This window comes from Nocardia sp. JW2 (assembly GCF_051843015.1).
Lineage (GTDB): Bacteria > Actinomycetota > Actinomycetes > Mycobacteriales > Mycobacteriaceae > Nocardia > Nocardia coubleae.
The window spans coordinates 81129-96499 of sequence record NZ_JBPXLK010000013.1 but is presented as its reverse complement, the minus strand read 5'-3'; the positions used below and the strand labels follow the sequence as shown (position 1 = coordinate 96499).

Sequence of the window (15371 nt, the reverse complement as noted above, 5' to 3'; positions counted from 1 at the left end):
AGTGGAGTCCATGAACGTCTTCCGGGCCGGACAGCATCCCGGGTGGCCTGCTCGTCTCGGTCCGGTGATCGTGGCGGGCGGCCAGGTCACCTTGCGGCCGGTGCGATTTCGCGACGCCGCCGCCTGGAGCCGGATCCGGCTGCGCGACCGCGACCACCTCGAACCGTGGGAACCGACCGGTCGCGGCAGTTGGGAGGCGCGCAACCACGCCTCCAACTGGCCGTCGCTGTGGACGAGCCTGAAGGCCGAGGCGCGGCGCGGGGCGATGATTCCGCTGGTCATCGAGGTCGACGGCCAGTTCAGCGGGCAGCTCACCATCGGCAATATCGTGCGCGGGGCGCTGCGGTCGGCCTGGATCGGGTATTGGGTGGCCAAGGATCTGGGCGGTCAAGGGGTGGCGACGGCGGCGCTCGGGCTCGGGCTCGACCACTGCTTCGGGCCGGTCGGCCTGCACCGGGTGGAAGCCACGGTGCGGCCGGAAAACCTTGCCAGCCAAGCCGTTCTGCGCAACGTCGGGTTCCGGGAAGAGGGTTTGCTGCGTCGTTACCTCGACGTCGACGGCGCCTGGCGCGATCATCTGCTGGTGGGCTTGACTGTCGAAGAGGTCATGGGCACCGTCGTAGATCGCCTGGTCAGGGAGGGTCGAGCGGCGCTGCCGTGAAAATTCTGTTACTCATGTGGCAGGTGTGCACGGCGCGCCTGCCACACGGGCGCGCGTGCCCGAATTAACCTACGGACGTCGGTAGTGCGTCCACGGATGGACAACACGTTGGCGGGGACGGGAGGTGATGACCGCGATGCCTAATTCGATCCTGTGGATCGGACTGGTCGTTCTGTGGGTATTCGTCCTGTTCCCGATCCTCGCGGACCGGCATCCCCGGATCCGCCGCACCACCGACGCCGCACTCGCCACGCGCGTGCTGCACCGTGGCGGGGCCGAACGACGGATTCGCATCGGGGCGGCGGGCGGACACGAGAGTGACCCCGACTATCGCCCCCGTGTGCTGACCAAGCGCCCCCACCGTACCGATTCGGAGGATCGGATGACGACCGATGAGCCCGTCACCGAAGGCGATGACGAAAAGCCCACCGTCACAGCAGAACTCGACGACATCGAGCACGGCCCCGACGAAGAACCCGACAACGACGCCGAACTCACCGCCACCGAGGCCGACGACGCAGCGGCCGAACCGGATTCGGGCGAGGCCGTAGTGGAGGAGCCGCCGGTCTCGGCGCGCATCCCACCCGCACCACCCGCCCGCCTCGACGACCTGCCCGAACCCGCCGCGCTCGACGACGACGAGGACTTCGTGCCGTCGCGGCGCGGACGCGGCGGCTACGACCCCGAGGCCGACGCCATCGCCCGCGCCGCCCGCTACAGCTTCCGCCAGCGCGCGGTGCTCGGCCTCATCGTCGCCGTCATCCTGTTCGCGGCCTTCGGTCTGCTGCTGAACTCGATGTTCTGGTGGGCCTGCGGCCTGTCCGCCGCCGTGCTCGCCGGCTACCTGGCGTACCTGCGCAAGCAGGTGCACGTCGAGGAGGAGATCCGGCGCCGCCGCATGGCCCGCCTCGCGCGCGGTCGCACCCGCGACACCGCCACCGCCACCCCTGAGGCGGCCACCACGCGCCGCACCATGGACCGCGACACCGCCCGCGCCCTGCGCCGCCGCTCCACCCTGCTCGACACCGACGACGAGGACCCGATGTTCGAACACCTCGAAACCTTCGACCCCGCCACCGCCCGAGCCCTACGCCACCGGGTCACCGACCTCGGTCGAGCCGTCGGCGAATAACCGGCAAAACAGCAGGTCAGCACACCGATTCGGTATCCGGCCGCACCGCCTGATACAGTGTCACAGCGCGGTTCGCCAGAGCCGCACGGGGCTATAGCGCAGTTGGTAGCGCGTCTCGTTCGCATCGAGAAGGTCAGGGGTTCGATTCCCCTTAGCTCCACAGTTCGAGTCAGGCCGGGTTCCGAAGAAATTCTTCGGAACCCGGCCTGACTTGTTTCCCCACTACGTCACCCGTTGGTTGAAGTGAACGAAACTTGGATGCTCGCCCTGCCGAAGTCGATCACCGATGGGCGATTATTTCGATCCGGCCGATGTCCTCGTTGGTCACGTAGAGATGATGGGTGGCGGGATCCACTGCAGCTCCCCAAGTGGACGAACCGTATTCGGTGGACGGGGTGATGCCGGAGAGGCGTGCGGCGGTGAGCGTGCGGTTACGTGTATCGATCATCGACACAGTGCTGTGTGCCATACCGGTGAGGTAGACGGTGTGCTCGGCGGGATCGATGACGGCCGCGTAGCCGGTCACCCGATCGCCCAGCGAGACGCTTCCCGCTGGCGTGCGGCTCGCGGTATCGAACAGCGAGACCGAGTGCCCATTGAAATGGGTCACGTAGGCGGTGTGCGTTGGGTGGTCGATGGCGATGTGCACGGGATCCTTCCCGACAGCGATATTGGTGCTGACGGTGTAGGTCGTCGGGTCGATGACGGAGACGTTGCCCTCGTTGACGACCCACAGGTGGTGTGTGTTCGGATCGACCGCCAGGCCGGTGGGATAGCCGTCGACCACAATCGTGGCGCGGACAGTTCGAGTGATGGCGTCGATCGCGGTGACGGTTCGGGAGAGGCGATTGGCGACGTAGAGGGTGCTGCGGTCCGGATCCACTACGACTGCGAAGGGGTCACCCTCGAAGTCGATTGTCGTGGTGACAGTGTCGGTATCAGGACTGATAACCATCACCTGGCCTGCCGAGTTACCGCAGACAAGGTAGACGAGGTGGGTGACCGGGTCCACCGCGATCGACTGGGGCCCGTGCGGATACACCTTGCCCACCGGTATTCGGGCGGCGACGTCCCGCGTGCGGGTGTCGATCACGGAGACTGTCTGCTGATCGGTGGAGTCTGCGTAATGGGCCACGTATGCCCTGCGTGTTCCGGGATCTATCGCAACGCTGCGTGGGTTTTCGCCCACAGCTATCGTCGCCTCCACTCGGTACGGGCCGGGACCGATACTCGAACCGCCGATGGTGGCCGGATCGGTGGTCGTAGGTGCGGCAACGGAGGTTGTCGATGGCTGGGTGGCTGGCCTCGGTGCGCTGCACCCGGAGAGGGAAATCCCCACCGCTACCGCCAGACCGAGTACAGCCACGAGCCTTGTCTTCGAGAGCATTTGCCGAAACCTATCAGCGAACGCGCTAACCAGCCGACCGTGATGTGGAACTCCGGGACAGCCGCGGACCGAGGTTGTCAGCGGGTGAGTAGGGTGCGGATTTCTGTGGCGACCAGGGCTGGATCCTGTTCGGCCATGAAGTGGCCTGCTTCGACTGTGCGGTGGCGGAGGTCGGGGGCCCATGCTTTCCAGAGGGCGGTGGCGTCGTAGCCGAGGGCAGCACCCCAGTCCTGTTGCAGCACGGTGACCGGCATGGTGAGGGTGTTGCCCGTTGTTCGGTCGGCGCGATCGTGGTCGACGTCGACGGTGGCCGAGGCGCGGTAGTCGGCGACGATGGACGGGACCGCTGCCCGGCTCGCGGCCAGGTAGGTGTCGCGGACCTCCGCCGGGAGGGCCTGCGGATCGAGGGTCCAGGCGTCGAGGAAGTAGCCGAAGAAGTCGTCGGCCGCGGCCGTGATCATCCGTTCCGGCAGACCCGGCGGCTGTGCCATCAGATAGAGGTGGAAGCCGATAGCGCCGACGGTCCCGTGCAGCGCATCCCACATGTCGAGGGTGGGCAGTACGTCCAAGCAGGCGAGATGAGTGATGACCTCCGGGTGATCCAGCCCGGCCCGGAATGCCACCAGCGCGCCGCGGTCGTGCCCGACCAGCGCGAAGCGATCGTGGCCGAGAGCGCGGGCCAGTGCCACGATGTCGGCGGCCATGACGCGCTTGCTGTAGGTGTCGCCGTCGTCGAGCGGCTTGTCGCTCGCGCCGTAACCGCGCAGGTCGGGGCAGATGACGGTGTGTTCGGTCGCGAGGTCGGCGGCGACGTGCCGCCACATCAGACGGGTCTGTGGAAAACCGTGCAGCAGCACAATCGGGCTCCCCGATCCGCCGACGGCCGCCGAGAGTCGCACCCCGTCGGCTACCTCGATGATGTGGGTCTCGAAGTGGGGGAAAGTCATGGTTGCTCCATTCGTTCGGTCCGGTCCAGAGTGCGTGCCGCGAATGAGCAACCGATGAGCGTCGGTACGGTACGTCGGGTGGAGATCGGTGTGTTCGGGGCGGTGTGGGCGCTCGACGCGGCCGGTGCGCCGGTCGCGCTCGGTGGGCCGCGGCAGCGCGCCGTACTGGCCAGACTGGTCGCCGCCCACCGCCGGGTGGTTCCGGTGGACGTGCTGGTGGCAGACCTGTGGGACGAACCACCCCGCGACCCCGTCGGCACGGTGCGCACCTTCGTCGCCGCGTTGCGCCGGGGCCTCGAACCCGAGCGCGCGCCGCGCACGCCTGCCCGTGTGTTGGTCACCGAGGGGCCCGGCTACGCGCTACGCCTGCCCGACGACGCGGTCGACGTGTGGCGCTTCGCCCACACGGTGGAAGCACTCGGCGACGCGCCACCGGCCCGCGTGGTGACCGGGCTCAGTGAAGCGCTGAGCTGGTGGCGCGGACCCGCTTACGCCGAAGCCGGCGAAGCGCCGTGGGCGGTTGCGCCGCGAAGCCGGCTCACAGAACTGCGCTCGCTAGCGGTCGAGCGGCTGGCCGCGGCGCGGATCGAACTCGGTGACACGGCCGCCGCCGTCGCCGATCTGGACGCGCACGTCGTCGAACATCCGTGGCGGGAGGACGCCTGGCACCTGCTTGCGCTGGCGCTGTACCGCGCCGGTCGGCAGGCCGACGCCCTCACGGTGCTGCGGCGCGCGCGGGCGATGCTGCGCGACCATCTCGGTCTCGAACCCGGTCCTCGCCTGGCCCGGCTGGAACAAGACGTCCTGCGCCAAGCCGGCTACCTGGATCGCACCGGTGACGCGGCACGGCTGTGGGCGCAGGCGACCGCCGCCTACGACAGCACCGTCTCCGACCGTGTTCGGCTCGAATCCACGGTCGGTTTGATGCGCGACCTGGCCGTCACCGGGGGTGCGGGACTCGATGCGGCACAGCGGCATCGGGCCGCGGCCGTCACCGCCGCCGAGCAACTCGGCGACCCGATCCTGACCGCGCGCGTGATCGGCGCCTACGACGTTCCCGCCGTGTGGGCCCGCTCCGACGACCCGGCCCGGGCCCGGTCGCTGGTCCGCAGCGCCGAACGCGCGCTCGCCGCGATACCGGGCGGGCCCGCCGCGCTGCGCTGCCGACTGCTGGCGACGATCGCGGTGGAGTCCCGCGGCGTCGACGCCGGACCGCGCGCCGAACGCGCCGCCCGCGAAGCCGAGTGTTCGGCGCGCGAAATGGGGGATGCGCCATTGCTGGCCTATGCCTTGAACGGTGTCTACATGCAGAGCTTCGCCCGTACCGGTCTGGCTGCCGAACGTGCGGTGCTCGGAGAGCGTCTCGTGGCCCTCGGCGAGGAGCACGGCTTGGTACGGACCGCCGTCCTCGGTCGCCTGATAAACCTGCAATCCGCTTGTGCCACAACTGATCTCATGCTTGCCGACACTCATGCGCGAGCGGCCGACGAGCTGTCGGCCCGGCACGACCTGCCGCTGGTCGGTGTCTTCACCACCTGGTATCGAGCCCTGCGCACGGCGGTCACCGAGCCTTTCGACCAGGCACGGTCCGCTTACCAGCGCGCCGCCGAACTTCTGCCGGGGTCCGGGATGCCGGGGCTGGCCGACGGACTGCTGCCTCTGGCGCTGCTCGGTCTGCACCTTCAACACCACCGCCCGTTCCGGCCCGAGCCGGGCACGGAGTGGGGACCGGCGGAGCCGTGGATCCGTCCGCTGCTCCTGGCTGAATCCGGCGACCTCGAGGGCGCGCGTCTCGCCCTGCGCGGCCTGCCCGATCCACCGAGAGATCCGCACGCCGAAGCACTCTGGTGCGTCCTCGGCCGCGCCGCGCTGCTGATCGGTGACCAGGACGCCATCGCCCGCGCCCACACCGCCCTGCTACCCGCGGCCGCCGAATCCGCAGGTGCGGCAGGCGGATTGTTCACGGCCGGCCCCGTCGCCGATTACCTCGCGGAACTGTCGGCGGCCCGGAACTGACGGCCTCGCGCAACCCCGCGATGGCGCTTGCCTCGCGAAAGTGCGCGCTCCTTCGGTTCGGCAAATCGCAGCAGTTCGACGGCCGCATCGAGGATGTGGTCCGAGTCGTACCCCATAGCCCCGTTCAGAGCAGGCTCGCGACGAGGCGGTGGCTACGCTCGGTCATTGCCTCCGCGGAGTGCTGTGGGTGCTGTAGCCACCAATCGACCAGAGCCGCTACCACTCCGGTCCACGCCGCGACCAGGGCGGATCTGTCATCGGGTCCGTCAGTCCTCGGTGAGCGAGAAACGACGAAACGCCCTGCTCGGCTTCGGCGGCGATCCGGGCTCTGGCCGCTCGGGCCGCTTCGGCGGCGGTGAAGATCGCGGCCGGTGACTTACCATTTGGTCAATTCGCTGGAGAGTCGCTGCGAGGCAGTCGGCCCCACTCACCTCCGAACCAGGGCAGGCGCAATGAACAATCCCGTGACGAAGGTTCTTCTCAATCCCGCACCTTCCGCCAAATCCGTGCTGGGTGCGGCTCTTTCGGGGCCGGTCGACCTCAGCGGGAAAGTTGTCGTGCTGACCGGGGCGTCGTCGGGGATCGGTGAGACCACCGTGCATCTGTTGGCGAGCCACGGTGCCCATATCGTCGCCGTCGCCCGCGATCGGGAGCGGCTCGATCAGGTCTGCGCCGACATCGCCGCCGCGGGTGGGAGCGCGCACGCGGTGCCGTGCGATATGACGGACGCCGATCAGGTCAGCGCACTGGCCACGACGGTGCTCGACCTGTTCGGGGTACCGGACATCATCATCAACAACGCGGGACGCTCGATCCGGCGCACGGCGCTCGACGCCGCCGAACGGGCGCACGACTACGAACGAACCATGGCGGTCAACTACTTCGGGCCCGTCCGGCTGACGCTGGCGATGCTTCCCGCGCTGCGCCTGGTGAACCGCGGCCACATCATCAACATCGGTACCTGGGGAACCACCGCCGGGGTGATGCCGAAATTCAGCGCCTACCACGCTTCCAAAGCCGCCCTCGCCGCCTTCGGCCGCAGTGTCGGCGCGGAATGCCACGGCACCGGTATCAAGGTGACCACCATCGGATTCCCGCTCGTGCGCACTCCGATGATCAGTCCCACCGCCGAGTACGACAGCCGAGCGGCCCTCACCCCCGATCAGGCCGCGCAGTGGGTGCTCACCGCCGTCCGGGACCAGCCGGTCGAGCTGTACCCCGTCTACGCCGGAGTGCTGCGACTGATGTCGGCCCTTTCCCCGCGCCTCACCGACGCTGTCGTCCGAGCCGCCGGTATCTGAGCCGGGGATCAGAAGACCAGGTAGCGGAGGCTCAGGAAGCGGGCCAGGCCGACGGCGGCCATGATCGCCAGCATGGCGCCGGCCTGGGGGAGGTCGCCGAGGGTGGGGGCGAAAGACTCTAGGGCGGCCAAGGCGGCTGTGGTGATGCCCAGGCCGATCAGTGCGAGGCCGCCGCCCTGATATTGGGCCGTGAACCAGGGGACGGCGGTGGTGCGGAAGGTGAGGCGGCGGTGTAGTTCGTTGGCTATCACCGTGCTCACCACGGAGCCCGCGACATTGGCGCCGAGCGGGCCGAGGCCGGTGCAGGACATGAACAGCAGCACGTAGGCGATGTTGCTGACGCCACCGACCACCGCGAAGCGCAGCAGCTGGGCGACGGCATGGTCGCCGAGCGCGAACCGGCGGCCCCAGGTGTACAGACGGGACCAGTCCGGCGCGGGGGCGACGAGGGGACCGAAGACGGGGGCGATGGCGATGCTGTTCACGAGAGGAACCGTCGCCCGGTGCGCTGACGCGGACCTGACGCCGCACTGACAGACATCGCACACGGCATGACGCTGATGTGTGTCAGGGGAGGTGTCAGGTCGCCGTCAGTTCGGTGTCAGCCTGCCCGGCGACTGTTGTCGGCATGAACAGCACAGCAATCGCCGCCTCCGGGCTGCGGAAGTCCTACGGGGACAAGAAAGTTCTCGACGGCATCGACATCACCGTCGAAGCGGGCAGCATCTTCTCCCTGCTCGGCCCGAACGGCGCGGGCAAGACCACCACCGTCAATGTGCTCACCACGCTGCTTCAGGTCGATGCGGGAACGGCGCGGGTGGCGGGCCATGACCTGATGGCGGAGACCAAGGCGGTCCGTAAGGCCATCGGCGTCACCGGGCAGTTCGCCGCCGTCGACGACCTGCTCACCGGTGCGGAGAACCTGCGGCTGATGGCCGACCTGCACCGCCTGCGCGGTGCCGCGGGCAAACGGGTGATCGCCGACCTGCTCGAGCGTTTCGACCTGGTCGAGTCGGCGAACAAGCAGGCGGGCAGCTACTCCGGCGGTATGCGCCGCAAGCTCGATCTGGCGATGACGCTGGTGACCAAGCCGCGGATCATTTTCCTCGACGAACCGACCACCGGCCTCGACCCACGCAGCCGCCGCACCATGTGGGACATGGTGCGCGAACTGACCGACGAGGGCGTGACGATCTTCCTCACCACCCAGTACCTCGAGGAAGCCGATCAGCTGGCCGACAAGATCGCGGTACTCGACCAGGGTCGCATCGTCGCCGAAGGCACCGCGAGCGAACTCAAGCGCCGAATTCCCGGCAGCCACATCAAGTTCCGCTTCACCGGTGCCGTCGAACTCGCCGCCGCCGCCCGTGCCCTGGCCGACTCCGTTCCCGACGAGGACTCGCTCACCCTGAGCGTCCCCGGCGACGGTGGAACGAAAAATCTTCGCGCGCTGATGGATCAGCTCGCCGCCCACGACCTCGAGGCCGACGAGGTCTCCATCCACACCCCCGATCTCGACGACGTTTTCCTCGCCCTCACCGGGCGCGCAACCCAGGAGGCCGAAGCCCGATGAGCACCACCACGTCCAACCCGCTGTCCAGCGCACTGTTCGATTCGTCGGTCATGTTGCGGCGCAACTTCACCCACATCACCCGCAGCCCGGTGACCATCTTCAACGCCGCGCTGATGCCGGTGATGATGATGCTGATCTTCGTCTACGTCTTCGGTGACGCCTTCGATGTCGGCGAGAACTACATCGACTACGCGGTGCCGGGCATGCTCATGCTCGCCATCAGCTACGGCCTGTCCGGCACGGCGGTGTCGGTGAGCTCGGACATGACCAAGGGCGTCATCAACCGGTTCAAAGTGATGGACGTGTCGCGCGGTGCCGTGCTCACCGGGCATGTCGCGGCGAGCATCGTCACCAATGTGATCGCCCTGACGGCCGTGCTCGGCGTCGGTTTCGCGCTCGGTTTCCGGTCACCGGCGAGCGCGGTGCAATGGCTCGGCGCGCTCGGTGTGCTGCTGGCGACCGCCTTCGCCGCCGCCTGGCTCACCGTCGCCCTCGGCATGGCCGCCAAGACCCCGGAGGCCGCGGGGATGTCGGTGGTTCCGCTGCTCATGCTGCCCTTCCTGAGCAGCGCGATCGTGCCCGCCGAGAAGATGGGGCCCGGTGTGCGGCAGTTCGCCGAGTACCAGCCCTTCACCCCGATCATCGAATCGGTGCGCGGTTTCCTGGCCGGCACGCCGTCGGGCGGCCACACCGTCGCCGCCTTCGCCTGGTGTGCGGGCTTCGCGGTGATCGGCTATGTGTGGTCGCGCTCGACCTTCAGCAAGCGAGTGTGAGCTCGACCAGTTCGGTGACATCCGACTCCGACCCACGAGCCACCGCCTCGGCGAAGTCCGCTTCGCCGAGGCTTCGGCGTGTCTGCTCCTCGATGCGGGCCGCGTCGGGCAGCGACAGGTCGGGCACGCCGCGGGTGACGGTGGCGGCACCGAGCAGGCGGGCGGCCTGCTCCGGTTGTTCGGCGCGCAAGGCCAGATCCGCGATCCCGACGAGGATCTGGGCCAGCAGCGCCGCGTGACCGGCGCTCGATGCGGCCTGGAAGGCCGCGCGGTGGCTGGTCCGTGCCTCGTCGAGATCGGCGGCGAGATAGCCGCGCAGATCGTGGGCCATGGCGCTCACGACCGGTTGTCCGGCCTCGTCACCGAGCAGTTTCTGTGCCAGTTCCATCTGCTGTTGCGCGAGCACGGGTTCGCCGCTCCACCTGGCCAATTCGGCGCGGACGAGCGCGACCTCGGCCAGTGAGGTCGGCCAGCCGGTGCGGTCCGCGCACTCCTGCGCGTGCGCCAGCGCCGCCTCGCTCGCCTCGCTGTCGTCGAGCAGCCAGTACAGCTGGGCCTGGCGTGCGCGCATGCGTACCACGGCCTCGAGCGTGCCGACCTCGGTGACCACCGCGATCGCCTCGTCGAAAAGCGCGCAGGCGGCATCGAATTCGCCGCGCATGGCCGTACGGTTGGCCAGCTCGGTCAGCGCGAACGACATTCCCCAGCGCTCGCCGATGACGCGGAATTCCGCGAGCGCCTGCTCGAGCAGTTCGTCGGCCGCGCGGCCCGGATGGCCGAGCACGGTGCGCAGCTTGCCCAGTTGCAGCCGGGCCAGTGCGCGCACCCACGGATCGTCGTCGGCGAGCAGCGATTCGAACGCGGGCAGATAGTGCTCGGGTCCGGCCAGGATGCGCTCGAGCGCACCGGCGAACCGCAGCGCGGGATGCCCGCCCCGGCTGTCGCGGCCGTACCGGTTGGCCTTGCGGATCCACTCACCGACCTCGTGTTCACCACCGCGACCACCGCTGAGGAAGTGCACGACCAGGGCATACACCGTTGCCCGTGTCTCGTCGTCCACGTCGCCGGACAGTTCGGCGGCGGCCAGGACGAACTCGGTGCCCTCACCCTTGTAGCCGGCCAGCCACCAGTACCAGCCGGCCGCGGCGGCCAGGCGCATCGCGGCATCGGCGTCGGCGGCGGCGAGGGCCGTGCGCATGGCGACCGCGAGGTTGTCGTGGTCGGCCTCGAGTACGGCGAGCCAGTCGAGCTGCTCGGCGCGGCGCAGGTGCGGTTCGGCGGTGGACGCCAGGGCGATGAAGTGCGAGATGTGTGCTCGGCGTGCGGATTCGGCGTCGTCCGCCTCGTCGAGGCGTTCGGCCGCGTACTGCTTGATGGTCTCGAGCATGCGGTAGCGCGGCTGTGGATTCTCCGACACCGTGAGCAGCGACTTCTCGGTCAGCGTGGTGAGGTGTTCGAGCACCTCCCAGTCCTGCACCGTCGCACCGTCGGCGCAGACCTGTTCGGCCGCTTCGAGACTCGCACCACCGGAGAACACCGCGAGCCTGCGCAGCACGGTCTTCTCCGCGTCCGACAGCAGTTCCCAGCTCCAGTCGACCACCGCGCGCAGGGTGCGGTGCTGGGCGATCGCGGTGCGGCTGCCGCCGGTGAGCAGGCGGAACCGGTCGTCGAGGCGGTGGGCGAGCTGTTCGAGCGACATGGTGCGCAACCTCGCCGCCGCCAGCTCGATCGCGAGGGGGATACCGTCCAGGGCGCGGCACACCCGCGCCATCGTCGCCAAAGCCGTTGCGTCCGAACCGAGGTCGCCGCGCACCGCGCCCGCACGGTCGCGCAGCAGGACGACGGCGGGGGAGGACTCGATCGCCTGCGGGTCGGCGTTCTCCCTCGGCACCGTGAGCGGCGTGACCTGCCACAGCGCCTCGCCGGTGATGCCGAGCGGTTCCCGGCTCGTCGCCAGGATGCGCAGACCCGTGCACTCGCCGAGGATCCGGTGGGCGAAGGTGGCGGCGGCCTCGATCACGTGCTCGCAGTTGTCGAGGATCAGCAGGGTTTCCCGGTCGCCGATGGCGGCGACGAGCCGGTCCATCGGTTCGGCGTTCGGGGTGTCGCCGATCAGGGCGTCGCGCCTGCCGAGTGCCGCGAAGGCCAGCTGAGCGAGGTCGCCGCTCGCGTCGGTGGCGGCGAGTTCCACCAGCCACGCGCCCTCGGGGAGGTCGTCGAGCATGGTGCGGGCGGTTTCCACCGCCAGCCTGGTCTTGCCCGAGCCGCCGGGGCCGGTGATCGTCGTGAGCCGGTGTGTCGCGAGGAGTTCGCGCACCACGGCGATGTCGCCGTGCTTGCCGATATAGCTGGTGAGTTCGGCGCGCAGGTTCGTCGAGCGCTGCGCGGGCCGGGCGCCGACCTCGCCACGCAGCAGCGCGACGTGCAGCTCCGACAACTCCGGTGACGGGTCGACGCCGAGTTCGTCGGCCAGCGCCTCGCGGGTGCGCTGGAACACCACCAGCGCCTCGGCCCCGCGACCCGCCGCGCCGAGCGCGCGCATCAACGCGGCCACCAGCCGTTCCTGAACGGGATGCCGCGCAACGACTTCGGTGAGTTCGGCGACGACCTCCGGGCCACGACCCAGCCGCACCTCGGCCTCGTACCGGTCCTCCATCGCGGCCAGGCGCAGCCCTTGGAAACGGGTGATCACCGGGTCGAACGGGGCACTGTCGGCGACATCTTGCAGCGGCTCGCCGCGCCAGAGTTCCAGTGCCTCGCGCAGCAGTTCGGCCTGACGCGGGTCGTCGGTGCCGCGCGCTTCGTCGAGCAGCCGTTCGAAGCGCACCGCGTCGACGGCACCGGGGTCGACGGCGAGACGGTACCCGCCCGCTTGCACCTCGAGTGAACCGTCGGGCAGCAGTCTGCGCAGCCGGGAGACCAGCGCCTGCAAGGCATTCGCGGCGTCGGCCGGGGGTTGTTCGTCCCAGATCAGGTCGACCAGGCGGGTCTTGGGGATGGCGCGGCCCGGTTCCAGCGCGAGGGCGATGAGCAATGCCCGCAATCGGGCGCCGGGTATCGCTATCGATCCACCGTCTGCTGTCCGGATCTCCAGCGGCCCGAGCATTCCGATCTGCACGTCGCCCATTGTGCACCGGGTGACCGGGCGATGCCCAGCACAGCTGGTCGCCTGTCCGGATATGGTGTCCCCGGGTGCGTCAGGGTGGTGTCAGCCTCGTGTCAGCGCCGGTCGCGACAGTATGGTCATCAACCGAACGGATCCACCGAGGAGCACCCGATGTACACCTTCGCCACCACCGCACCGGTCACCGTCAGCGTCGATGTCCTGTCGGCAGGCGTCACCGTCATCGCCTCCGACCGCACCGACGCCGTGGTCACCGTCGCGCCGTCCGATCCGGGCAAGAAGGGCGACGTGCGCGTCGCCGAACAGACCGAGGTGAACTTCGCCGACGGCAAGCTCACGGTGGTGACGCCCAAGAGCTGGCGCACCCACAGCCCGTTCGGTGGCAACCCGTCGATCGAGCTGACCATCGAGGTGCCCACCGGCTCACACCTCACCGGAACGGCCGGGGTCGGGCAGCTGCGCGGCAACGGTGCGCTCGGCGCCTGCGACCTGACGATCTCCCTCGGCGACATCGTCCTCGAACGCCCCGCGGGGCCGGTCACCGCCAAGGTCGCCAAGGGCGACATCCGCATCGGTGAGGTGACCAGCGGCGAGATCCGGGTGGAGACCTCCATGGGCGAACTGGAGGTGGGCATCCGCCCCGGCACCGCCGTGCAACTCGAGACCGAGGCGACCGTCGGCGCGGTGCGCAACACGATCGTGCCGGTCGCCCCGAACGGTGAGTCGGTGCGTCTGCACGCGCGGAACACCGTCGGCGACATCATCATCCGCCCCGCGGCCTGACCGGCCGGGAGGACGACGAAGCCCCCGTCCACGAGGAACGGGGGCTTCGCTGGGAACAGGTCAGTTCTTGACCAGCTCCGGGGTTTCCTCCTCGGCGTCCTGCACCGCCGGGGCGGCGTGCGGGTCGGCCGCCGCGCGAGCGGGCAGCAGCACCGCCATCGCGATGACGATCAGCGCGAGGACGGCGGAGACACCGAAGGCCAGGCGCATACCGTCCAGGCCGGCCGTCGCCGGGTCGGTGCCCGCGTCGATGAGCGAGGTACTGCGCGCCGACATCACGGTGACCACCAGCGCGGTACCGAAGGCCGCGGCCACCTGCTGCAGGGTGCCGAGCATCGAGCTGCCGTGCGAGTACAGGTTCATCGGCAGGGCGCCGAGGCCGAGGGTGAACACCGGGGTGAACGTGGCCGCCAGCGACACCATCATCAGGATGTGCAGGCCGAGCAGCTGCCAGTAGGGCATATCCGTCGAGATCTGGGTGAAGCCCGCCAGCGAGACGGTGATGCCGATCGAGCCGGGGATCACCAGCACGCGCCCGCCGAACTTGTCGAACAGCTTGCCGACGGTCGGACCGAGCAGACCCATCGCCAGACCACCCGGCATCACCAGCAGACCGGTTTCCAACGGGCTCAGGTGCCGCAGGTTCTGCAGGTACAGCGGCAGCAGGATCATCGAACCCATCATCGCCAGGAACGCGACCGACATCAGCACGAGTGCCTTGGTGTAGGTGCCTGCCAGCAGCACGCGCAGGTCGAGCAGCGGGGTGCCGGTGCGCTGCAACCGGATCTGACGCAGCGCGAACGCGCCGATCATGGCCAGGCCGACGGCGACGATCACGATCGCGGTCGTGTAGTCGTCACCGTGGAACTTGCTCAGCCCGTACACCAGCCCACCGAAACCGAGCGCCGCCAGCGCGACACTGAGCAGGTCGATGGCCCCGGCCTCCGGCTCGCCGACGTTCTCGAGCTGGCGAAGACCCAGCCAGGTGACGATGCCGGTGATCGGCAGCATCAGCACGAAGAGCAGTCGCCACGAGTCGATCTGGGGCACGCTGATCTGCAGCACCAGCCCGGACACGACCGGACCCATCGCGGGCGCGACCGAGATGGCCAGGGTGACGTTGCCCATCACCCGGCCGCGATCCTTCTCCGCGACAACGGTCATCAGCGTGGTCATCAGCAGCGGCATCATCACCGCGGTGCCACCGGCCTGGATGATCCGGCCGATGAGCAGCACGGCGAAGGTCGGCGCGACGGCCGAGAGCACCGTGCCCGCCATGAAGGTGGCCATCGCCGTGGCGTAGGCCGTCCTGGTCGTGACCCGCTGCAGGAACCAGCCGGTGGTGGGGATGATCGCCGCCATGGTGAGCATGAACGCGGTGGACACCCACTGCGCGGCCACCTCGGTGACCTTCAGATCCTCCATCAGGCGGGGGATCGCGTTGATCATGATGGTCTCGTTGAGGATCACGACGAAGGTCGCGAGCACCAGGACCCGGATGACAGTTGGTGTCCGCTCCTTCGCGGCAGGTGCGGATATGTCGGCTGGCATTCGGGTAAACCTCCGGGGCGGGGAACGGCGGGTGTGCGGGCACCACAAGAAAGAAGACGGGGGCCGTCGGTCCAACTCATCGGGCGCGGGCAAGTATTCCGGTCACCACCGACACAAATCATC

Annotated in this window: 12 protein-coding genes and 1 tRNA gene; 8 read left to right on the top strand and 5 right to left on the bottom strand. The window is 69.0% G+C overall.

What is annotated here, in order from left to right; all coding sequences use genetic code 11:
• The first annotated feature begins 10 nt into the window (after positions 1 to 10).
• From ACSVDM_RS19445 to ACSVDM_RS19435, 3 genes are all read left to right on the top strand, one after another.
• A complete protein-coding gene (locus ACSVDM_RS19445) occupies positions 11 to 661 on the top strand; it encodes a GNAT family N-acetyltransferase (protein WP_067485934.1) in 651 nt (216 codons plus the stop codon).
• Positions 662 to 797: 136 nt separating this feature from the next.
• Positions 798 to 1793 carry a divisome protein SepX/GlpR gene (sepX, locus tag ACSVDM_RS19440; RefSeq protein ID WP_439266823.1) on the top strand — a complete coding sequence of 332 codons (996 nt, stop codon included), beginning with the start codon at positions 798 to 800 and terminating at the stop codon, positions 1791 to 1793.
• Positions 1794 to 1880: 87 nt separating this feature from the next.
• Positions 1881 to 1953, top strand: a tRNA-Ala gene (locus tag ACSVDM_RS19435).
• Positions 1954 to 2073: 120 nt separating this feature from the next.
• Here ACSVDM_RS19435 and ACSVDM_RS19430 read toward each other — a convergent pair.
• Together ACSVDM_RS19430 and ACSVDM_RS19425 are read right to left on the bottom strand one after the other, a co-directional pair.
• Positions 2074 to 2928 (bottom strand): hypothetical protein, encoded by an 855-nt coding sequence (locus tag ACSVDM_RS19430; protein ID WP_439266821.1) that lies wholly within the window; start codon positions 2926 to 2928, stop codon positions 2074 to 2076.
• 329 nt (positions 2929 to 3257) lie between these two features.
• Complete coding sequence (locus ACSVDM_RS19425; RefSeq protein ID WP_439266819.1) at positions 3258 to 4127, bottom strand: alpha/beta fold hydrolase; 870 nt, start codon at positions 4125 to 4127, stop codon at positions 3258 to 3260.
• A gap of 54 nt (positions 4128 to 4181) precedes the next feature.
• Between ACSVDM_RS19425 and ACSVDM_RS19420 the strand changes: the two genes are divergently transcribed.
• Together ACSVDM_RS19420 and ACSVDM_RS19415 are read left to right on the top strand one after the other, a co-directional pair.
• Positions 4182 to 6143 (top strand): BTAD domain-containing putative transcriptional regulator, encoded by a 1962-nt coding sequence (locus ACSVDM_RS19420; protein ID WP_439266817.1) that lies wholly within the window; start codon positions 4182 to 4184, stop codon positions 6141 to 6143.
• A gap of 452 nt (positions 6144 to 6595) precedes the next feature.
• Positions 6596 to 7444 carry an SDR family NAD(P)-dependent oxidoreductase gene (locus tag ACSVDM_RS19415; RefSeq protein ID WP_439266815.1) on the top strand — a complete coding sequence of 283 codons (849 nt, stop codon included), beginning with the start codon at positions 6596 to 6598 and terminating at the stop codon, positions 7442 to 7444.
• 8 nt (positions 7445 to 7452) lie between these two features.
• Here the strand turns inward: ACSVDM_RS19415 and ACSVDM_RS19410 are convergent, their stop codons facing one another.
• Positions 7453 to 7929: a GtrA family protein gene (locus tag ACSVDM_RS19410; RefSeq protein WP_439266813.1), complete on the bottom strand. Its 477-nt coding sequence runs from the start codon at positions 7927 to 7929 to the stop codon at positions 7453 to 7455.
• 143 nt (positions 7930 to 8072) lie between these two features.
• Between ACSVDM_RS19410 and ACSVDM_RS19405 the strand changes: the two genes are divergently transcribed.
• Both ACSVDM_RS19405 and ACSVDM_RS19400 read left to right on the top strand, forming a co-directional pair.
• Complete coding sequence (locus tag ACSVDM_RS19405; RefSeq protein WP_439266811.1) at positions 8073 to 9017, top strand: ATP-binding cassette domain-containing protein; 945 nt, start codon at positions 8073 to 8075, stop codon at positions 9015 to 9017.
• Positions 9014 to 9790, top strand: a complete 777-nt coding sequence (locus tag ACSVDM_RS19400) for an ABC transporter permease (protein WP_067485464.1) — start codon at positions 9014 to 9016, stop codon at positions 9788 to 9790. Before ACSVDM_RS19405 ends, ACSVDM_RS19400 begins: the two co-directional genes overlap by 4 nt.
• Here the strand turns inward: ACSVDM_RS19400 and ACSVDM_RS19395 are convergent.
• Positions 9774 to 12917, bottom strand: a complete 3144-nt coding sequence (locus ACSVDM_RS19395; RefSeq protein ID WP_439266809.1) for a BTAD domain-containing putative transcriptional regulator — start codon at positions 12915 to 12917, stop codon at positions 9774 to 9776. The genes ACSVDM_RS19400 and ACSVDM_RS19395 overlap by 17 nt on opposite strands.
• Before the next feature lie 150 nt (positions 12918 to 13067).
• Here ACSVDM_RS19395 and ACSVDM_RS19390 point away from each other — a divergent pair, with 150 nt between their 5' ends.
• A complete protein-coding gene (locus tag ACSVDM_RS19390; protein ID WP_439266808.1) occupies positions 13068 to 13697 on the top strand; it encodes a hypothetical protein in 630 nt (209 codons plus the stop codon).
• A 60-nt stretch (positions 13698 to 13757) separates the two neighbouring features.
• Here ACSVDM_RS19390 and ACSVDM_RS19385 read toward each other — a convergent pair whose 3' ends face one another.
• A complete protein-coding gene (locus tag ACSVDM_RS19385) occupies positions 13758 to 15248 on the bottom strand; it encodes an MDR family MFS transporter (RefSeq protein WP_067485468.1) in 1491 nt (496 codons plus the stop codon).
• Positions 15249 to 15371: the final 123 nt, after the last annotated feature.

What these genes read in the sequence shown, in the direction of transcription:
- ACSVDM_RS19445 (WP_067485934.1), top strand. Translation starts at nt 11, where the DNA reads ATGAACGTCTTCCGGGCCGGACAGCATCCCGGGTGGCCTGCTCGTCTC.
- sepX (WP_439266823.1), top strand. Translation starts at nt 798, where the DNA reads ATGCCTAATTCGATCCTGTGGATCGGACTGGTCGTTCTGTGGGTATTC.
- ACSVDM_RS19425 (WP_439266819.1), bottom strand. Translation starts at nt 4,127, where the DNA reads ATGACTTTCCCCCACTTCGAGACCCACATCATCGAGGTAGCCGACGGG.
- ACSVDM_RS19420 (WP_439266817.1), top strand. Translation starts at nt 4,182, where the DNA reads ATGAGCGTCGGTACGGTACGTCGGGTGGAGATCGGTGTGTTCGGGGCG.
- ACSVDM_RS19415 (WP_439266815.1), top strand. Translation starts at nt 6,596, where the DNA reads ATGAACAATCCCGTGACGAAGGTTCTTCTCAATCCCGCACCTTCCGCC.
- ACSVDM_RS19405 (WP_439266811.1), top strand. Translation starts at nt 8,073, where the DNA reads ATGAACAGCACAGCAATCGCCGCCTCCGGGCTGCGGAAGTCCTACGGG.
- ACSVDM_RS19400 (WP_067485464.1), top strand. Translation starts at nt 9,014, where the DNA reads ATGAGCACCACCACGTCCAACCCGCTGTCCAGCGCACTGTTCGATTCG.
- ACSVDM_RS19395 (WP_439266809.1), bottom strand. Translation starts at nt 12,917, where the DNA reads ATGGGCGACGTGCAGATCGGAATGCTCGGGCCGCTGGAGATCCGGACA.
- ACSVDM_RS19390 (WP_439266808.1), top strand. Translation starts at nt 13,068, where the DNA reads ATGTACACCTTCGCCACCACCGCACCGGTCACCGTCAGCGTCGATGTC.
- ACSVDM_RS19385 (WP_067485468.1), bottom strand. Translation starts at nt 15,248, where the DNA reads ATGCCAGCCGACATATCCGCACCTGCCGCGAAGGAGCGGACACCAACT.